The organism is Brevundimonas sp. (assembly GCF_036659295.1).
Taxonomy (GTDB): Bacteria; Pseudomonadota; Alphaproteobacteria; order Caulobacterales; family Caulobacteraceae; genus Brevundimonas.
The window spans coordinates 1-17902 of the sequence record NZ_JAVXCU010000021.1 but is presented as its reverse complement, the minus strand read 5'-3'; the positions used below and the strand labels follow the sequence as shown (position 1 = coordinate 17902).

Below are 17902 nucleotides of genomic sequence, written 5' to 3'. Positions count from 1 at the left end.
GTGGCGGGAAGTTGGCTGGGGGTGTAGCACTTGCGACGGTCAGGGCAAGGGAACTGACGTCAGGAAAGGCAAGTTCGCGTGGTTCAGGGTTGGGTCGGTGCCGGAAAAGTGCGTGCACGCGAGGTCGGCGAAGTGGTGGAAATCGTCATCGACGGGCTGACCACACAGGCCAAATATTACAAGCCGCTGGTCTATGAGTTCATGCGCAAGGAATGGCAGTCGCGCCCGCAATGGGGCGACCATGTCGTCGAGATTGTCATGGAACATGTCGGTGATCCGCCGTGGATGGATCTCGACAATTTGGCCAAGGCGTTGCTCGATTCCATCAAGGGCTATCTGTTCCATGACGACAGCCAGGTCGCCCGCCTTCTGGTGGAACGCAATGAAGGCGAGCGAGAGCGGATTATTATCCGCTGCTACAAGCGTTAATGCATACCCGGGTAACGCTCGAAAGAGGGCAGGGCGTCGAGGTTTTTCATCCAGTCGATGCGCTCTGCGGTCTGGATCTGGCCCTGTAGGGGAATGGCGGCGGGATTATCCAGCGTGGCCGACTGTACATCGATCATGCCGGGGAAAACCGTCTCGTTGATGTAGAACAGGCTGGTTCCGCAATCGCCGCAGAACTGGCGCTGTGCCCCCTCGGACGAGGCGTAGGATTTTGGTGTTCCGGTGATGGTGATCTGGTCATTGCGGACCAGTGCCCATGAGACGGCCGGTGCCCCCGATGCCTTGCGGCAGTCGGTGCAGTGGCACAGGGCATGATGCTGAACATCTGCTTCCATCTTGTAGCGGATCGCACCGCAGTTACAGCCACCTTCAAGCATTGTATCCTCCCTAGTGTTTATGATTTGTTCTGGCCTTGTTATGCCGATCCTTCAAGGTCGTCGTCGAGAGAGGGGCATAACAAAATGGCCGACCCTGTTCGGGATCGGCCATTTGATGCGAGGCTTAGCTCGAAGAGTTGCTCAAGAGCGTCTGGATGTCTTTGGGCTTGGTGCTGCCGGTGCCGCCAGCCGGATAGGTGGTCAGCTTTCCGTTTTCCCACAGACCGGCTTCCATCGTCTTGGTGGCGGGATCAATCAGGAGATAGGCGGCGTTGCTGCCGCCTTCGTGGGGTTTGTTGCCGCTGGTATAAAGGACATTGCCTTCACGGGTCAGCGGGCTTTCAACCTTCATATTGGTTTTGAAGGCTTCGTATTTGCTGCCCAGCAGGGTTTTGAGCGGCGCGGCAACCACAGAGGTATCAAACAGGCCGCTCTGGCTTGGATACTGCCCAATCAGAGGGGCCAGAGATGCCCATTCTCCTGTGAAGGGGGGCGCTAAAGCCGGTGCGGGCTCGGCAACGGCTGGATCGGCGGTCGCCGACGAAGCAGGAGCATTTTCAGGTGACCCGCATGCTGCCAGCGCCAAGCTACCCGATACAGCGGCGACCATAATAGCGAAGGAGGAGGGCTTGATTTTGGGCATGAAAACACTCCGTGCAGACGCAAAAGTGTAGCGTCCGCTCCATAACGGAAAGAGGGCTTGAAAGTTGCCGTTACTTCTTGCGGAATTGATCCAGCGAAATGACCTTGGGTCCGCTGTCGTCGCCATCGTCGGTTGGCGGCGTCGGCACTGATTCCGGATCGCGAACGGGCGTCAGCAAAGGCGCGATTTCGGCCTCGACCATTTCCGGCTCGTCGAACTGCAACATGAACTGCACGCTGGGGTCATAAAAGCGCACAATGGCCGAATAGGGCACGGTCAGAACCTTGGGCAGACCGCCGAATTTCAGCGTGACCGTGAACAGTTTGTCGTTGACCGCCATGTCCCAGTACTGGTGCTGGAGAACGATGGTCATTTCGTCGGGATATTTGGCCGAAACATCCTGCGGCAACTCGACACCGGCGGCGCGGGTTTTGAAGGTGACGTAGAAATGGTGAGCCCCCGGTATACCCTCGGGCGAGGCCGCGCGTTCCAGCGCAGACTTGATGACACCGCGCAATGCATTCTGAGCCAGCTGCTCGTACTGCATTTCGTCAATCGGGGGGTGTTGGTCGGTCATCGGTGGCCTCAAAACTCGTGCGACCGAAGTGTTAGCGGTCTGCGCAACGTGATGAAAGAAACCGTGGCCAGCGGCAACACGTTTTTTATGAATTGTATCGGGAGAAGTGGAGGGTTTCTGTTGGCAGGCACCCTCCGGGCCCCGCCTAGGGATCTGAACCCCTAGGACTTAGATCGGAAATCACCGAACTGCATTACGCAGCGAGGCGGACTTCACCAGCGAAGTTATCGTTCGCATTTAGTTTAAATAGCCCGATACGATGAGCCACGTCGGGCGAAAGCAACCTCTTTACACGTCCGTCGATGCTAGTCGGCCCCATACTCGCCTCGCCGATAACGCGAAGAGGAAGAGATTGGTGGAGCCGCCGGGAATCGCACCCGGGTCCGGTCCGCTTATTACAAGCGCGTTTATCGCCATAGTCCGAGCAAGCCCGAACACCCTTTAGATAGTGCAGCTTGGTGTTCGTGCCAAGGTTCAGCGCGAATTAATAACGAGAAACAGGCGGCGCATTTTCGCTGCGGCGGCCATCGCCACGGCTATCGTCACGCCTTTCGCGTGCATCGCGTGCATCGGCGCGAAGGGCTTCGCGTTGGCGCGGGGTCATGCAGACGCGTTCAGAGCGGTTCGAGCCCATAATACGCTCGCTACGGCAAACGACATTGTTGCCCTCATCCGGGTTTTGGGAAGTGGCAATCTGTTCACCGGAGCGGTCTGAGGCAGAGATTGGCGCAGGAGCATCCTGAGATTGCGGCGACTGTTCCGGAGAGAGGACCAGAAGGGTGGAAATCATAAGTGCAATCATTGAAATGCTCCGTTGTGTAACCTTGATATTTCACAGTGTGGGTAGCAAGTAAATCTTAACTGTGTCTTGGCCAGTCGCCCTGCTGGTTGCGGAACCATGTCAGTTGACGCTTGGCATAGTTACGCGTGGCCTGTTTCATAGCTTTAACAGCCTGATCGCGCGTCATTTGTCCCTCTAGCCAGGCGGCGATCTCGCGCAGACCTACGGCCTTCATGGCGGGCAGGCCCATATCCAGGTTGCGGGCCATCAGGGCTTTCACTTCGTCGATCGCGCCGGTTTCCAGCATGATATCCACGCGGCGGTCACAGTTGGCGTAAAGCACATCGCGTTCAGGCTCGACGATAATGCCGGTCCAGCTTTGGGGACGCAGCAACGGACGGGTATCGGCCTTGAACTCGGTCAGGGATTTGCCGGACGTCCGAAACACCGACAGGGCACGTACCAGACGCTGTCGATCTGACGGGAAAATGCGGGCTTCGGATGCGGGGTCGATCTCGCGCAGGGTTTCGCGAAAGTCCTCTTCACCGCCGATATCGTATTCTTCCTCGACCATGTTGCGGATGAAGGGTGGGACGGGCGGGATATCGGCCAGTCCCTTGGTCAGGGCATTGAAATAGAGGCCGGTGCCGCCCACCAGAATGGCGTTCTTGCCCTCGGCATGGGCACGGCAGATTTCATCCAGCGCCGCGCGTGACCATTTTCCGACCGACCACGCCTCGGCGGCATCGGCGACGCCATACAGGCGATGTGGTGCCTTGGCTTCGTCTTCAACGGGAGGACGGGCGCTGAGGACATCCATATCGGCATAAAGCTGCTGGCTGTCGGCATTGATAATGACCGCGCCGGTTTCCATAGCCAAATCCAGCGCCAGCCGTGATTTGCCGGAGGCTGTCGGGCCACCGATAAGGGTAATGGAGGGCAGGGCGTTCGAATTAGACAAGGGTGAGGCTCGCGGTTCTTGTCCGCAGGCGATAGAAGGCGCGGACCGATGCGGCAAGACCCGTCGGCAGGATTGGAGTTATCACCTTGATCGACCGCGCCTCTGTCATCGCTGTTCTGGACACTGTTATCGACCCTAAATCGGGCCAAGGCTTGATGCAGGCCGGACTGGTTCAGGGACTTGTGGTCGAGAACGGCCGCGCGGGCTTTGTGATCGAAGTGCCGTCAGCCGATACCGCACTTTATGCGCCCATCCGCGATCAGGCCGAGGCGGTTCTCAAGGCTATGGATGGTATGGAGCGTGTCTCGGTGATCCTCACCGCTGAAACCGTCACGGCCGCCCCGCGCCGCACGGCCAGCCTGTCGCCGCAAGCCGTGGACCAGAACCGGCCCAAGGCACCAGTGCCGACCGACCGCCCCGCCCATGTAAAGCGTGTACTGGCTGTCGCCAGTGGCAAGGGCGGTGTGGGCAAGTCCACCGTGTCGGCGAATCTGGCGGTGGCCTTGGCCAAGCGCGGCCTGTCGGTCGGTATTCTGGATGCCGATGTCTATGGGCCGTCGATGCCGACCATGCTGGGGATTTCCGGCAAGCCCGCCTATGAGGATGGGCAGATGGTGCCGCACGAGGCTCATGGCCTTAAGGCGATGTCGGTTGGACTGTTGACCGCAGGCAATGATGCGATGGTGTGGCGCGGCCCGATGGCTTCGCAGGCCATTACACAAATGTTGACCCAGACCCGTTGGGGGACGGCGGAAAAGCCGCTGGATGTTCTGGTGGTGGACCTGCCGCCAGGGACGGGCGATGTCCAACTGACCCTGATCCAGAAGACGCCTCTGGATGGTGCGGTAATCGTGTCCACGCCACAGGAAGTGGCACTGGCGGACGCCCGCCGCGCACATACCCTGTTCGAAAAGGTCGGCGTGCTGACACTGGGCCTGATCGAGAATATGAGCGGCGAGATATTCGGCAAGGGCGGTGCAGAAGCCGAAGCAGCGCGTCTGGGCGTGCCCTATCTGGGCGATCTTCCGCTGTCGGCATCGGTGCGCGAAGGTGGGGATGCCGGCGTTCCGGTGACAGTGGCTGTGCCGTTTGGAGAGGCCGCCGAGCGTTTCGATGCTGTGGCCTTGGCTATGATAGAGGCGCTGTCCCTTTAGGGCATAGGTCACACTGTAACTTTTATTGACCTCAACCGTTACAGTTTGACCGAGCCTTGCCACTTTTGGTTGTCACAATAGGCTCACGTCCCCATCTAGTCGGGGTGTAGTGTAGCGTTGGAGAAAACCGATGAGCGAGTTTGCGCCCGTACGGGGTTTTGCTTTGCGAGAGTCGCTGAAAGACAGCGGCGCGGCCCCAAAAGCCCGAGGCGAAATACCGGCCCGCACCTTGCGTGACGATTTCGCCATGTCCGCACTGGATCACGCGACCAACATCTACTCCAAGCTGGCCACGGCCGAACTGGACCGTTTGATGGGGCGTAAAAACTATTCGAAGGACGAGGCGGTGGCGCGTCTGGCCTATAATATGGCCGATGCCATGCTGGTCGCGCGCGAAATTTGAACCGACACAGTTTAAAATCGCAACGGACCCTTTAAACTCGTCCCAAGCTGGCCCATCTTCGGAATAACCAAACTCCGGAGAATGCTGCGTGAGCCTTGATCTTCTTTTCCAGCCTTTCACAATCAAGAACCTGACCCTGCCGAACAGGGTGGTGATGGCGCCGATGACGCGGATGTTCTCGCCGGGAGGTATCCCGACCGATGACGTCGCGGCCTATTACCGTCGCCGCGCCGAGGGTGAGGTGGGCTTGATCGTTACCGAAGGCACGACGATCGAACGTCCCGCAGCGCGTAATGATGCCAACATCCCCTATTTCTACGGCGATGCCATGCCGGCATGGAAAAAGGTGGTGGACGAGGTTCATGCTGCCGGTGGCCTGATTGCACCGCAAATCTGGCATGTGGGATCGGCGCGCGGCGCTTCGCCGGACTGGCAGCCGCTGGGCAAGGTGGATGCGCCGTCGGGTCTGGTGATGCCTGACAAGGCCAAATACGAGCCAATGACCGACGAGGACATTGCCGACACCATTGCCGGTTTCGAGGCCTCAGCCCGACATGCCCGCGAAGTCGGCTTTGATGCCGTCGAAATCCATGCCGCGCACGGTTACCTGATCGACCAGTTCTTCTGGGATGGTCTGAACCGCCGTGAAGACCAATGGGGTGGGCAAACCCTGGCCGAGCGCAGCAAGCTGGGCATCGAGATTATCAAGGCGGTCCGTCGCGGTATCGGAGAGGATATACCGCTGATTATCCGCCTGTCCCAATGGAAGCAGCAGGATTACAGCGTGCAGATGGCGACAACGCCGGATGAAATGTCCGATTGGTTGCTGCCAATGAGTGAAGCGGGCGTGGATGTGTTCCACTGTTCGCAGCGCCGTTTCTGGGAGCCGGAATTTGAAGGCTCGGACTTGAACTTTGCCGGTTGGGCCAAGAAGCTGACGGGCAAGCCGACCATTACTGTGGGTTCGGTGGGTCTGAACGGCGAGTTTTTGGCCAGCCTGTCCAAGGGCGCGGGTGCCGATCGTGCGGATCTGAACGAGTTGCTGCGCCGTCTTGAGCGCGAAGAATTCGATCTGGTCGGCGTGGGGCGTGCGCTTCTGTCGGACTCGAACTGGGTCAAGAAGGTCAAGGAAGGCCGATCGGACGATATGGTCGATTTCGACCGCTCGCATATGATGCAGCTGATTTAAAAGCAAAGGCCGGAGTGACTAGCTCCGGCCTTTTTCTTATATCGCCTCAACCACAACGGCTGTGCCGTAACACAGGACTTCTGTGGTGCCGGGCATGATCTCGGTGGCGTCATAGCGCACAGCGATTACGGCATTGGCCCCGAGGCTCTGGGCGTGTTTGACCAGTTCGCTATAGGCCTCGGCGCGACCCATCTCGGCTAGCTTCACATAGGCGGTAATGCGTCCGCCGATCATGGCGTGAATACCGCCGACAAAATCGGATACCGCATTGCGAGAGCGCACAGTCACACCGCGCGCCATGCCGATGTGACGGACGATACGGTAACCGGCCAGATCATTGGTGGTGGCAACAAGCATGGTTATCTTCCTTTAGCGGCGTTCAAGGGTGCGGAAAGTAAAGGCGTGGTCGTCTTTCTCGCCTGCCGGATGCGTCTCGTTCTGGATTTCGTTCCAGTCCGCCTCGTTAAAGGCCGGAAACAGAACGTCGCCATCAGGGGCCGCATCGACTTCGGTAATATACAGGCGCTTGGCACGGGGCAGCATGGCCTCGAAAATGGCAGCTCCACCGATGACCGCGATCTCGTTCACTTCGTCGTCGGCCGCCTGTTCGCGGGCGATGGACAGGGCTTCGTCCATAGTGGTGCAAACCACGCAGCCCTTGGCCTTTTCGCTCTCGTAATAGGACTCGTCCTTGGTCAGCACCACATTCAGGCGACCGGGCAGGGGACGAAGCGGCAGGCTTTCCCATGTCTTGCGGCCCATAATGCAGGGCTTGCCGATGGTGACCGCCTTAAAGCGTTGCAGGTCCGAGCGGATGCGCCATGGAAGGTCGCCATCGCGTCCAATCACGCCATTTCGAGCACGGGCAACGACAAGGACAATCTGGGCTAGGGGCAAGGGAAGTCTCCGAGGGAATCGGGGGCAGGCGCGCTGCCCCCGTAACCTGTAGGTTAGGCTTCCGGCTCAAGCAGTTTCAAGCGGAACAGCAGGCCGCCCAGTACGGCACCAACCAGAGGGGCCACAATGAACACCCAAAGCTGCGACAGGGCTTGGCCACCCGCCAAAATAGCAGGGCCGAAGCTGCGGGCCGGATTGACCGACACACCGGTCACCTGAATGCCGACAATGTGGATCACGGCCAGCGTAATACCGATGGAAATACCGGCAAATGCGCCATGGCCCTTGGCCCCTGTCACACCCAGAATGGCAATGACAAAGATGGCAGTGGCGACGATTTCGAACATCAGAGCGGCGTGCAGGCCGTAACCGCCCGGTGATCCAGCAGCAAAACCGTTCTGACCCAGTTGGGCAAAGCCGGTCTTGGCAATCGAGCCGAGGATGATGGCACCGAGAACTGCGCCGATGAACTGGGCGACCCAATAGATCACCATGTCCTTGGCGCTCATACGGCCAGCGATGAAGGCACCGAGGCTGACCGCCGGATTAACGTGACAGCCCGAAACGGGACCGATGCCATAGGCCATGGCGATAATGGCAAAACCGAAGGCCAGAGCGATGCCCAACTGGCCGACAACATCGAAACCGGCCAGTACGGCGGCACCACATCCAAAGAATACAAGAACAGCCGTGCCGATCAGTTCGGCAGCAAACTTCTTAATCATGGAAGTCCTCCCTCTCTTGGTTGGAGCCTGAAAGACTCAGACTCATAAGAAGGAGTGTGACTTTAAAAACCGTCGTTGTGTGTAAATTTAGGTTTTCGGCTTAAGCCATTGAAGCCACTTGCGTTCCATAGCCGTTTGAATGTCGATACCGGCACGTTCGCAATAGATCAGCAACATACCCAGCACATCGGCAGCTTCGTCGGCCTGAGCCTGCGGATTGGCTTGCCCACGCGCACGGCCGCTAAGGTTCAGGTGCTCTTTGGTCAGTTCCCCAAGCTCTTCCTGAAGCTTGAGCAGCGCCCAGTCGCGGTCGCGGTCGATATTATGCTCGGCCGCATAGATGTCCGAGATGCGCAACACATCGGCTTGAAGGTCTTTGAGGTTCATCGGGGGACTGTTGGGGTAAATCAGACCGAAACGGCGGCCTTGATGTGGGGCCATGCCTCATAGCCGGTGAGGGTGAAGTCCTCTGGGGCAAAGGCGAACAGGTCGGTGTGCGGGGCCATCTGCATCTGCGGGAAGGCCAGCGGCGTGCGGGTCAGTTGCTCGCGGGCCTGATCCAGATGGTTCAGATACAGGTGCGCATCACCGAACGTATGGATGAACTCGCCGGCTTCTAGGCCCACCACCTGCGCTACCATCATGGTCAGCAGGGCATAGGAGGCGATGTTGAACGGCACGCCGAGGAACACATCGGCCGAGCGTTGATACAGTTGGCAGCTTAACTTGCCGTCCGCGACGAAGAACTGGAACAGGCAGTGGCAGGGCGGAAGCGCCATGTCGTCGACATCGGCTGGGTTCCATGCCGAAACGATGTGGCGGCGGCTGTTGGGGTTGTTCTTCAGACCATCGACCAGCTTTTCGATCTGGTCGATCACACGGCCATCGGGGGTCGCCCACGAGCGCCACTGCTTGCCGTACACCGGACCCAGCTCGCCGTCGGCATCGGCCCATTCGTTCCAGATGCTGACCTTGTTTTCCTGAAGCCAGGCGATGTTGGTTTCGCCACGCAGGAACCACAGAAGCTCGACGATGATCGAGCGTGTGTGCAGTTTCTTGGTGGTCAGAAGGGGAAAGCCCTTGGACAGGTCAAAACGCATCTGGCGGCCAAAGACGCCCAGCGTACCGGTGCCGGTGCGGTCACCGCGTTCGGAGCCGTTTTCCAGAATATCACGCAACAGATTCAGGTACTGCCATTCGGGATGGTCAGCGGGGGCCGCATGTATGCGGGTTTCCAAATCGGCGAGGGCAGCGTGCGCGTTCATGAGGCACAGCATGCACTCGAATCACTGCGCTTGTCAGGACGGGCAGTGTCGCAAACTGTGGACCGGTTGTTCACAAAATAGTACGCCCGCCGGAGGTATCCGGCGGGCGCTGAAACAAGCATTTGTTTCCTATCAGGTTCCCGGTGCGAGGCGCTCGTTCTGGACCCAACCGATATTGTCGTTATCGTCCATAACTTCCCACCATGTGCCCTCGCGCTTGCCTGTCGGGTAAAGACGAAGACCTGTCGGCAGCGCGCGCACGACCGAGCCGCCCGTAGGCGATGAGCGCAGGGTTGAAGCTTGTTGCACCGTATAGGTCTGAATAGGGGCCTCGGCTGCAGCATTACCGCTGAGGCCACCCAGTTGGGTTACCATATCGGTGTAAGCCTGAATGAAAGAGGCAGCGACAATGCGGCCGATTTCAGTGTTCTCATATGCGCCACCGCCCAGTGCACCGGCACCGAATCCGGCAGCACCGACACCCCACGACATATTGCTACGTGACGCATAGCCTTCGGTTACCGCGCGGGTTTCCGAGGTGCGCACATCAGTCAGCGAAAGGACGGTGTTGGCTTCCATATTGCGGGTGCGCAGGCCACCAATCAGGGCTCCGGCGCGTCCACCCAGGGCAGCACCGGCCAGACCGGCTAGTGCACCACCGCCGCTATTATCGTTTTGGCTGGCAATCTCGCCGACGAGCACATAATCGGCTGAACGGACCTGACCGCCGCCGACATTAGAACCGCGTTGCAGATCGCCGCCACGCGCACGTTCACGCTCACGCTCGGCAACATCCATGCCCGCACCACGGTCAACAAGAGTGAAGCAACCCGAACGCTGGATCACAACGCGCAGAAGAGACTGGGGGGGAGACAGTTGCAGTTCGCGCCAATAGGAAGACTGACCGTCGGCAATGGTGATGCTGCCTAGGTTGGTTGTGCAGCGTGGAATGTTTGCCATCTGCTGGTCTTGAGTTAGTTGTGCGCCGGAACGACGGTTTTGCGCTTCGGCCAGTCCGGGCAGTGACAGGCTCAGGATAGTCGCAGCTATAGCCACGTTCTTCGGCGATAATTTCACGGCATAGTCCTATAGGCTTCTAGATTGAACGCTAAAATATAAGGGCGTTATTTTGCCCCCATTATACCCAATATATGACTTGTTTGAGAAAGCAAAAACGCTGCCGAAAATGCTCGGCAGCGTTTGTTTGGTTAATAATTAGTTCTTGCTGCTGACCCGGTCTTCTTGCACCCAGCCAAGGCTGCCGTCGGTCAGTTCGACTTCCAGCCAAGCGCCCTGCTTGCGGCCGGTGGCGAACAGGTTGTCGCCCGGTTCAACGGCCTGAAGCGGGTCACCGCTGGGGCTGTCGCGCAGGACAGAGTTGCGGCTGACGGTGATCTGGGTAACCGAGGATGACGGACGCGACGTCATGGCCCGACTGTCACGGTTGTTACTGTCACGGCTGTTGCCACGGTCGCTGTCGCGGTAGTCGTTGTCGCGACGGTAATCGCTGCGATCGCTATCGGCACGGTCAGATTCGTAGCGGGCGCGCTCTTCGCGACGGATTTCATCGCGGATACGGTCTTCTTCGGCGCGACGACGTTGTTCGGCACGATCACGCTCGGCCTGTTCGGCGCGCTGTGCACGGCTTTCCTCATTGCGACGGTCGGCTTCAGAGGCAGCAACAGCTTCACGGTTGGCGATGACAACCTCGGGCGTATCCGAGCCGGTACCGCCCAGCGTCGTCACCAGATCGGAATAGGCGCGAACCAGTGCCAGGGCGATAACCTTGCCTTCGTCTTCGCTTTCATAGCCGGCACCCACGCGGCCACCGAACTGGTTGTCGCGGATACGCAGGCGGCGCAGTTCGTTCTCGTTGGCGATAGAGCGGGTTGAACCCACAGTCTCGGCCAAGGGGACGCTGGCGATGGACATGATGATCTGGGCGTCTTCCTTGCCCTTGCCGATGTCCTTCTTGAGGTCCGAGAGGGCATCTACGGTACGGCTGTTGAGGGCCGGTGCAGCTTGTTGCCCCTGCAGCATGTTGGCACCACGGCTAAGCATCTGGTTCAGCTGGGCATTGTCCATGCCGCCGCCACCGCCGCCGCTGAAACCGGGAATGCCGCCTTCGCCTGTCAGTGCGCTGACGCCAGCTTGCATCAGCATACGACCGCCCGTGGAGGCCAGTGCGCCCATCAGGCCACGGCTACGGTCTTCACCATCGGCCTCGATGTTGTTGCCCAGTTCGGCAATCAGAACGAAGTCGGCGGTGCGGATGCGGCCCGCAGCACCCAGACCGCGTTCGCGTTCGATGACATCCATGCCCGGACCGCGCTCGATCAGCCGGAAGCAGCCGGATTCTCGGACAAGATGGCGCAGGACTTCACCGGGAGTGCCCAGACCCATCTGGCCGAACAATTCGTTCTGGGTATCGGCGATCGTGATGGTGCCCAGATTCTGGGTACACCGCGGAACCTCGTTAATAACTGTCGGAGTGGCCGGACGTCCGCGACCGAAGCGCATTTGGGCATCGGCGGAGGCGGGGAGGGCCATAGCGAGTGCGGCTGCGGCGACAGCGCCATAACGTGGAAATTGCATGAACAAGCTCTGCTGTAATTGTTATGCGTTTCATAGCAGAGCTTTGGATGAACTGGAGCTTAATGGACTGGGTTTCTAACCGGAAAAACCGCCATCTTTCAGAAAAACGGATTCTTCCGCAGTTGTAGTTCTACCCAAGGATGTGTTGCGGTGCGGGAAGCGACCAAAACGGGCAATCACATCGCGATGGATTATCGCGTAATTGTAGGTGTTCTCGTGTGTAGTCTTGTCGAGTAGATCGATGAGGTTGTTTTGATCTTGAAGGTCTTCCGAATGCATTAGCGGCACCAGCACAAATGGCAGTAGTTCGCTAGCAACCTGATGCTGATAGTTTTTGGCAATGGCCAGACGCGTGAAATACAAAGCCAGAGGATCGGTTGCGAACATGTGGCCGGTGTCGCGAAAGCTGTTACGCGGAAACTGGTCCAGAAGGATCAGTAGCGCCAATGCGCCTTCAGCCGTGTCCATCCAGGAATCAAGCTCGCGGCGTGCTGCGGCATAGTGGGCGTCGATAAAACCGCTTTTGAACTCGCGGTCGAAGGAATCATCCTTGGCAAACCACTTTTCGGGTCCGGCCTTGGTCCAGAAGGAAATGACATCGGATGCGGAGGGGAGAAGGGTGTCGGTCATGCGCAAAGCATAGGCCTGAATACAGAGAAGGCCACCCTTTGGGGTGGCCTCTGTAACTTCCGGATTTAAAAGGAAGATGGTCGGAGTGATAGGATTCGAACCTACGACCCCCGCGTCCCGAACGCGGTGCTCTACCAGACTGAGCCACACTCCGACTTACTCTAACCGGCTGAAAACGTGTCCGACCGGCGTCGAGGAGGCGGCTTATAACCAGCACATCATGGTGCTGCAAGTGGGAAAATGCAGTTTTGAAAAAAGTCGCTGGTCGCTGAAATTTTCTACAAAAACAGCAAGAAAGGCGTTGCGTTCGTCAGAAGCTTCGCATATCTAACCGACCTCGCCGGGGCGCAACGCTCTAGCGGGTCACCGAAGCGGTGGGGAATGGTGTAATGGTAACACTACGGTTTTTGGTACCGTCATTCTAGGTTCGAGTCCTAGTTCCCCAGCCATCGGATTTCAAAAGGCCACCCTCACGGGTGGCCTTTTTGCTTTCGGGCTTGGATGCGCTTTTGCGCGAGATCGCGTCCCAAGCGGCAGGCAACGATTCAGCAAAACCTTATGGCTGTGAACCGATATGGCGAGAATCGCGTCTGAAGCCATATGAGCTGCGTGAACGTGAAATATGCCAACAACGGCTATCAGGAGCGCAGGCAGCCTTAGGGGCAGCGCTCAGGCCTGTGATCGGTCCATAGGGCGATAAAAAAGGCCGGTGGAGCGATCCACCGGCCTTTTCTGTTCGAAATAAGCCCGAGCTTAGAACTTGAAGCTGGCGCGCAACAGCAGGGTGTAGCGCACATAGTCTTTCAGCAGCTCTGCATCGCCGGTGACCGACAGCATACCCAGTGCATTGCCGACATTCAGGCGGAAGCCGACGATCGGGCCGCCACCTTCGATGCCTTGCGACTTGAGCATGAAGGAATCGCCGCCCGAAGCGAAACGGGCAATCGTGTCGCCGGTATCGACGGAGAAGTTCTGGCGATAACCGACGCGCAGTTCCGGACGAATCCAGCCGTCCTGACCAAATCCATAGCCGATGTTCACAGCAGCGACGCCCGAGAAGATGTGGCTGTCACGGTCCTGGATTTCCAGATCGAAACCGTCACCCCCACCCACTTCGGTACGGGCATCTTCGCTGAGCGAGAAGTACTCGGCATAGACTTCGGGGCGGATGTTCACACGGCCGTAGTGCTTCTCATAGGATGCACCGGCAGCCGCCGACATGGTGAAGCCGTTCCAGTCGGATTCATTCTTCAGGTTGATACCATCAGCCACCAGACGGCGGGTGGCGTCCATCCAAGCATAACCGCCAGCCGCGCGGGCCCAGGTGGTCCATGCCTGGCCCTGTGCGCGCCAATAGACGCCCAGTTCCAGAAGGTTGGCCGACAGAACTTCTTCGGCAGCCGATTCAGGATCTTCGATGTCCGAAGAGGTGAAGGCTACCGACAGGCCCACAGCACCGGCACGCGTGCCGCGCTCGATGCCACCGGCGACGCCGAAACCTTCGGAACGGAAGCCGTAGGAATCGGTCTTGTCCTTGTCAGCGTAGAAGTTGATTTCCTGCACCCAGGCGCTGGTTTCGCCCTGTGCGGCCGAGGCGTTGCGACCGGTCAGGGCGCGCGTAACGGCATCCACACCGGCAGCCAGCGACATCAGCGGACCGCCCGAATGGTCCGGCAGCATCTGCTCGTACAGATCGAAGAAGCCTTCGCGCGAGGTCTGGCCCAGCAGGGCGTTGCGGATCGCTTCGTTTTGCTCGAGGCCGCTATAGAGCACGTCATAGGCGTCGGCCTCGACGGCAATCATATTCATTTCGTCGGAGGACTTGCGACGGGCCGTGATGTCCAGCTTGCCGTTGGCGGCATTGCTGTCATCCAGATCGATTTCGTAAACGTATGGCGAGTTCTCTTTGAGCGACAGCTCATCCAGTTTGCCAAGATTCAGGTTGTCGGCATCGATGATCGTGAAGCTGGAAGGCTCTTTGATCAGGCTGTCGAAGCGCACGCCAATACCGGCACCGTCGGCCAGTGTAGCATCGCCGTTGACCTTGAAACCGCCATTGGTGGCATTGATCGGGTCCAGCGTGACAATCAGGGTGCCTTCCGAACCGACATTCAGGCCGCTGATGTCCGTTACGCCGCTCTGGCGTGCATCCAGCGTGCCCTTGCTGATGTCGATCGACAACTGACCATCACCATTGGTGATCGCGCCGGTGACGACAGCGCCACCCGAGATCAGCAGGCTGTCTGCGCCGGTGCCGAAAGAGATGTCGCCCGTGACGGTGCCGTTGCGAATGTCGATCGTATCGGCACCCGAGCCCAGCTTAATATCACCCGTGGTCGAGGGTTCTTTCAGGTCGGGAACGCCATCGCCATCGGTATCCACAACGCCATCGACAACACCGCCGACGATACCGTCCTGAACGAAGGAGAAGCCGGTCGTATTATTGGAGGCATTGATAGCCGTCGCCGAGCCGGTGACGGTGTCCTTGCTGTCCGACGGTGCAACAACCGCCAGCACGGTGCCGTTGTTGACGAAGCTGGTCAGGGTGCCGGACGCATCATTGATAGCCGTGACCGAGGACTTGCCACCGGAAACATCGGCAACAATCGAACCCGTATTGGTGATGCTGCCCAGATTGGCACCAGCATCGATATTGATCGCCGTCAGTTGGCTCTCGGTATTTGAAACACCGGTTGCGCGGATCGTGCCCGAGTTATTGATGGTCGGGGCGTTGGCACCGGTACCCATCTGGATGGCGGTTGCATTGGCATGCAGGCTGGTGGCGACAATCTCGCCCGAGTTGCGAATACCGCCAGCAATATTGACAGCATGGCCGCCTTCGACGCCGATCTTGAGAGCGGTCGAGTTTACGCCGTCATAGACGCCAATACCCGCGATTGAACCACGGTTGACGACACCATAGGCATTGTCGCCGGTGCCAGTGACGCCCAGATCGATGTCACGGGTGGTCGAGCCGATTTGAACAGCAGGGGCACCGCCAAAGGCGGTGATTGAAGCGCGACCCTCATTGGCGTCGATCAGGCCATCGCCATCACGGTCGGGGTCTTCGCGGTTCTTGATGCCGTCGCCGTCATCATCCTCGTCGCCGTTTTTGACGCCGTCACCGTCGTCATCGCCGTCAATGCCGGTCGAGCTGTAAACAGGACCGGAATCCAGCAACAGACCCTTGTCGAGGTTGGCGGCAACATTCAGAGCCGGACCACCTTGCAGCAGATCGTCGGCATCGAGGTTTTCGTAATAGATATAACCGTTTAGAGCGCCAGATTCAGGCTTGTTACCCGGGCGGGTCGTATAGCGGTAACCCGTCGAGACAACAGTGCCCTGGACATTGAAGCGGCCGGTGACGTCACCCTGGACATCGATACCGGTTGCGCCTTCGCCCGTCGCCTTGATGCTACCCAGCAGATTTACATCGCCCGTTGTGCTGCCCCCCAGATGCACAGCCGTCGAGCGATCACCGACAACATTGATGTTGCCATAGCTGGTCAGATTACCGACGCGGTCGCTTTCGATCGAAACGCCACGAGAATCATTGCCTTCAACATTGATGACGGCGGTCGCTTCAATCAGCACATTGCCGGTCGACACACCCGGTCCTGCGAAACGCAGACCCATGCGGTTGCTGCCTGCGGCCCAAGGGCCATCCGGCACGCCATCCTTGTTGTCATCCGGATAGGTTTCGATCGAATCCGTGATGTTGATGGAACCACCGAGGGTGATGTTGCTGGTGTGGCCGGGCTGTACGAGTACGCCGGTCGAACCGTCGGCAGACTTCTCCATCTTGATGGACGAACCGGCGTCCGTCTTGAAGTCGTGCGAGGAATCAATGGTGACAGCGGTACCGCTGTTCACAGTGATCGAGCCGTTATTGGCGATGCGGACACTGTCCGGCCCCGTACCGGTTGCCGTGGACGTGAGGATCGGGGTGGTACGGGCGGTAGAGACAACTGTCTCTGCCAAGGCGCCAGAAGCGACGACAAGAGGCGCAATCGCTGCTGCTGTGGCCAGTAGTGCACGCATTCGAAACAAATCCCTCAAGGCAATCAGTCGTCAGTGAAGCAAGCAGCCCGTTTAGCAGGTCATTTGCCCGTTGACCCCAAGTTTCTCAGTTTTAAGGCGAATGCAAGGCTTTAGGTGTGGTTTGCACCTAAACAACCACTGTCATATCACGGCGGTGTATCTGTGTAGTGATGGTGCAGCTTTGTGATCGAGCTCAAAGCGATTCGTTGGTGGCCCGGCGCATCCCCGATGCGTTTGGCGCGTTGTAAAATTCTTGCGGCGGATTTGAGAGACATATGAGTCAGGTCGATATTCAGGAAGCGGAATTCAGTCTGCTTCCCGCGCTGGACGAGCAAATCGGCAATACGCTCAGTCGCTTGAAGGCCATGGCCCAGTCCGGTGACCAGTCGGGACGGCCGCGACTGGTCGATACGACCATGCTGTTTGCGCCACGCTCTGGTGGAGTGAAACGCTATCTTCAGGCCAAGCAGGACTGGCTGGCGACGAACCGCCCGGGCGTGGACCACAGCCTCGTCGTGCCCGGCGCGAGGCATCATATCGACTCAGACGGAATCGTTCGTATCCGTTCCCCGAAACTGCCTTTTGGTGACGGCTATCGCTGGCCCAGTTCGGCACGCAAATGGGGGGCGTGGGTTTCGGCGCTAAATCCGTCCGTGATCGAGGCGGGTGACCCCTATAGCGCAGGGCAGGGCGCGCTAGAGGCGGGGCAGCGGGTTGGTGCGCCGGTTGTAGGATTCTGCCACTCGGACCCTGCGGCCCTTGCAGCGCTGCATTTTGGCGAATGGGCCAAGAAGCCGGTCGAGAAACGCTGGGCCAAGGTCTTTTCGCAATTCGACCGCGTGGTGTCGCCCAGCCGCTTTATCGCGCGTCGTCTCGAAGAGGCGGGAATCACCAATATTGTCATCCGGCCTTTGGGGGTCGAGGTGGATACCTTCCACCCTGACCGGCGCGACCGTGACTGGCTGTTGAAGCGGACAGGGCTGCCCAAGGATGCCCGACTTCTTTGTTTTGCAGGGCGACCGGCAAAAGAGAAAAACGTCGATGTGTTGATCGATGCGGTCCAAAAGCTGGGTGATCCCTATTATCTTATTCTTGTGGGCGCAGGGCAGGGCATGCCCGCCGAAGATCGGGTGATTGCGCTCGACTATGAAAAGGATCCAAAGGCCGTGGCGCGCATCGTGGCCAGTGCCGATGCCTTTGTTCATGCCAATGACAAG

19 protein-coding genes, 2 tRNA genes and 1 other RNA gene are annotated in these 17902 nt (G+C 58.7%); 6 read left to right on the top strand and 16 right to left on the bottom strand.

Features of this window, described 5'->3' with window-relative positions; translation table 11 throughout:
* Window positions 1-78 precede the first annotated feature (78 nt).
* The gene (locus tag RSB01_RS05875) at window positions 79-429 is read left to right on the top strand and encodes a RusA family crossover junction endodeoxyribonuclease (RefSeq protein ID WP_332590948.1); all 351 of its coding nucleotides are present in this window, start codon (window positions 79-81) and stop codon (window positions 427-429) included.
* Here RSB01_RS05875 and RSB01_RS05870 read toward each other — a convergent pair.
* The 6 genes from RSB01_RS05870 to miaA all read right to left on the bottom strand — a co-directional run bounded on the left by RSB01_RS05870 (window position 426) and on the right by miaA (window position 3786).
* The gene (locus tag RSB01_RS05870) at window positions 426-824 is read right to left on the bottom strand and encodes a GFA family protein (RefSeq protein ID WP_332590949.1); all 399 of its coding nucleotides are present in this window, start codon (window positions 822-824) and stop codon (window positions 426-428) included. The two genes, RSB01_RS05875 and RSB01_RS05870, sit on opposite strands and share 4 nt — an antisense overlap.
* 124 nt (window positions 825-948) lie before the next feature.
* Window positions 949-1467, bottom strand: a complete 519-nt coding sequence (locus RSB01_RS05865) for a hypothetical protein (RefSeq protein WP_332590950.1) — start codon at window positions 1465-1467, stop codon at window positions 949-951.
* 70 nt (window positions 1468-1537) lie between these two features.
* Window positions 1538-2044 carry a ClpXP protease specificity-enhancing factor SspB gene (locus tag RSB01_RS05860; RefSeq protein WP_332625185.1) on the bottom strand — a complete coding sequence of 169 codons (507 nt, stop codon included), beginning with the start codon at window positions 2042-2044 and terminating at the stop codon, window positions 1538-1540.
* Between the two features lie 105 nt (window positions 2045-2149).
* Window positions 2150-2519, bottom strand: a transfer-messenger RNA (tmRNA) gene (gene ssrA, locus RSB01_RS05855).
* Between the two features lie 9 nt (window positions 2520-2528).
* Complete coding sequence (locus RSB01_RS05850; RefSeq protein ID WP_332590952.1) at window positions 2529-2846, bottom strand: hypothetical protein; 318 nt, start codon at window positions 2844-2846, stop codon at window positions 2529-2531.
* A 55-nt stretch (window positions 2847-2901) separates the two neighbouring features.
* Window positions 2902-3786: a tRNA (adenosine(37)-N6)-dimethylallyltransferase MiaA gene (gene miaA, locus RSB01_RS05845; protein WP_332590953.1), complete on the bottom strand. Its 885-nt coding sequence runs from the start codon at window positions 3784-3786 to the stop codon at window positions 2902-2904.
* Window positions 3787-3872: 86 nt separating this feature from the next.
* On the opposite strand from miaA, the gene RSB01_RS05840 reads away from it, so the two are divergent.
* The 3 genes from RSB01_RS05840 (at window position 3873) to RSB01_RS05830 (ending at window position 6532) form a co-directional block, all read left to right on the top strand.
* Window positions 3873-4940 (top strand): Mrp/NBP35 family ATP-binding protein, encoded by a 1068-nt coding sequence (locus RSB01_RS05840; RefSeq protein WP_332625184.1) that lies wholly within the window; start codon window positions 3873-3875, stop codon window positions 4938-4940.
* A gap of 130 nt (window positions 4941-5070) precedes the next feature.
* Window positions 5071-5343 carry a hypothetical protein gene (locus RSB01_RS05835; RefSeq protein ID WP_332620589.1) on the top strand — a complete coding sequence of 91 codons (273 nt, stop codon included), beginning with the start codon at window positions 5071-5073 and terminating at the stop codon, window positions 5341-5343.
* An 88-nt stretch (window positions 5344-5431) separates the two neighbouring features.
* Window positions 5432-6532, top strand: a complete 1101-nt coding sequence (locus tag RSB01_RS05830) for an NADH:flavin oxidoreductase (RefSeq protein WP_332620587.1) — start codon at window positions 5432-5434, stop codon at window positions 6530-6532.
* A gap of 36 nt (window positions 6533-6568) precedes the next feature.
* Here the strand turns inward: RSB01_RS05830 and RSB01_RS05825 are convergent, their stop codons facing one another.
* The 9 genes from RSB01_RS05825 to RSB01_RS05785 all read right to left on the bottom strand — a co-directional run bounded on the left by RSB01_RS05825 (window position 6569) and on the right by RSB01_RS05785 (window position 12798).
* Window positions 6569-6889 carry a YbjQ family protein gene (locus RSB01_RS05825; protein WP_332591941.1) on the bottom strand — a complete coding sequence of 107 codons (321 nt, stop codon included), beginning with the start codon at window positions 6887-6889 and terminating at the stop codon, window positions 6569-6571.
* Between the two features lie 12 nt (window positions 6890-6901).
* A complete protein-coding gene (locus RSB01_RS05820) occupies window positions 6902-7429 on the bottom strand; it encodes a dihydrofolate reductase (RefSeq protein ID WP_332591942.1) in 528 nt (175 codons plus the stop codon).
* A gap of 53 nt (window positions 7430-7482) precedes the next feature.
* Complete coding sequence (locus RSB01_RS05815) at window positions 7483-8154, bottom strand: aquaporin (protein ID WP_332591943.1); 672 nt, start codon at window positions 8152-8154, stop codon at window positions 7483-7485.
* Window positions 8155-8241: 87 nt separating this feature from the next.
* The gene (locus RSB01_RS05810; protein ID WP_332591944.1) at window positions 8242-8541 is read right to left on the bottom strand and encodes a phosphoribosyl-ATP pyrophosphohydrolase; all 300 of its coding nucleotides are present in this window, start codon (window positions 8539-8541) and stop codon (window positions 8242-8244) included.
* A 20-nt stretch (window positions 8542-8561) separates the two neighbouring features.
* Window positions 8562-9419, bottom strand: coding sequence for a thymidylate synthase (locus RSB01_RS05805; protein WP_332591945.1), 858 nt, complete (start codon window positions 9417-9419; stop codon window positions 8562-8564).
* Window positions 9420-9551: 132 nt separating this feature from the next.
* On the bottom strand, window positions 9552-10496 hold the full coding sequence (locus RSB01_RS05800; protein ID WP_332620308.1) for a CsgG/HfaB family protein: 945 nt from the start codon (window positions 10494-10496) through the stop codon (window positions 9552-9554).
* A gap of 138 nt (window positions 10497-10634) precedes the next feature.
* Window positions 10635-12014, bottom strand: a complete 1380-nt coding sequence (locus RSB01_RS05795; RefSeq protein WP_332620309.1) for a hypothetical protein — start codon at window positions 12012-12014, stop codon at window positions 10635-10637.
* Window positions 12015-12089: 75 nt separating this feature from the next.
* The gene (locus tag RSB01_RS05790; RefSeq protein ID WP_332620310.1) at window positions 12090-12644 is read right to left on the bottom strand and encodes a DUF924 family protein; all 555 of its coding nucleotides are present in this window, start codon (window positions 12642-12644) and stop codon (window positions 12090-12092) included.
* A 77-nt stretch (window positions 12645-12721) separates the two neighbouring features.
* Window positions 12722-12798: transfer RNA gene (locus RSB01_RS05785), tRNA-Pro, on the bottom strand.
* Between the two features lie 221 nt (window positions 12799-13019).
* Here RSB01_RS05785 and RSB01_RS05780 point away from each other — a divergent pair.
* Window positions 13020-13093 (top strand) — tRNA-Gln (locus tag RSB01_RS05780).
* A gap of 304 nt (window positions 13094-13397) precedes the next feature.
* On the opposite strand, the gene RSB01_RS05775 is transcribed toward RSB01_RS05780, so the two are convergent.
* Complete coding sequence (locus RSB01_RS05775) at window positions 13398-16685, bottom strand: autotransporter domain-containing protein (RefSeq protein WP_332620260.1); 3288 nt, start codon at window positions 16683-16685, stop codon at window positions 13398-13400.
* A gap of 275 nt (window positions 16686-16960) precedes the next feature.
* Here RSB01_RS05775 and RSB01_RS05770 point away from each other — a divergent pair.
* Window positions 16961-17902 (top strand): glycosyltransferase (locus RSB01_RS05770; RefSeq protein WP_332625182.1); only part of this gene is annotated, 942 nt, incomplete at its 3' end.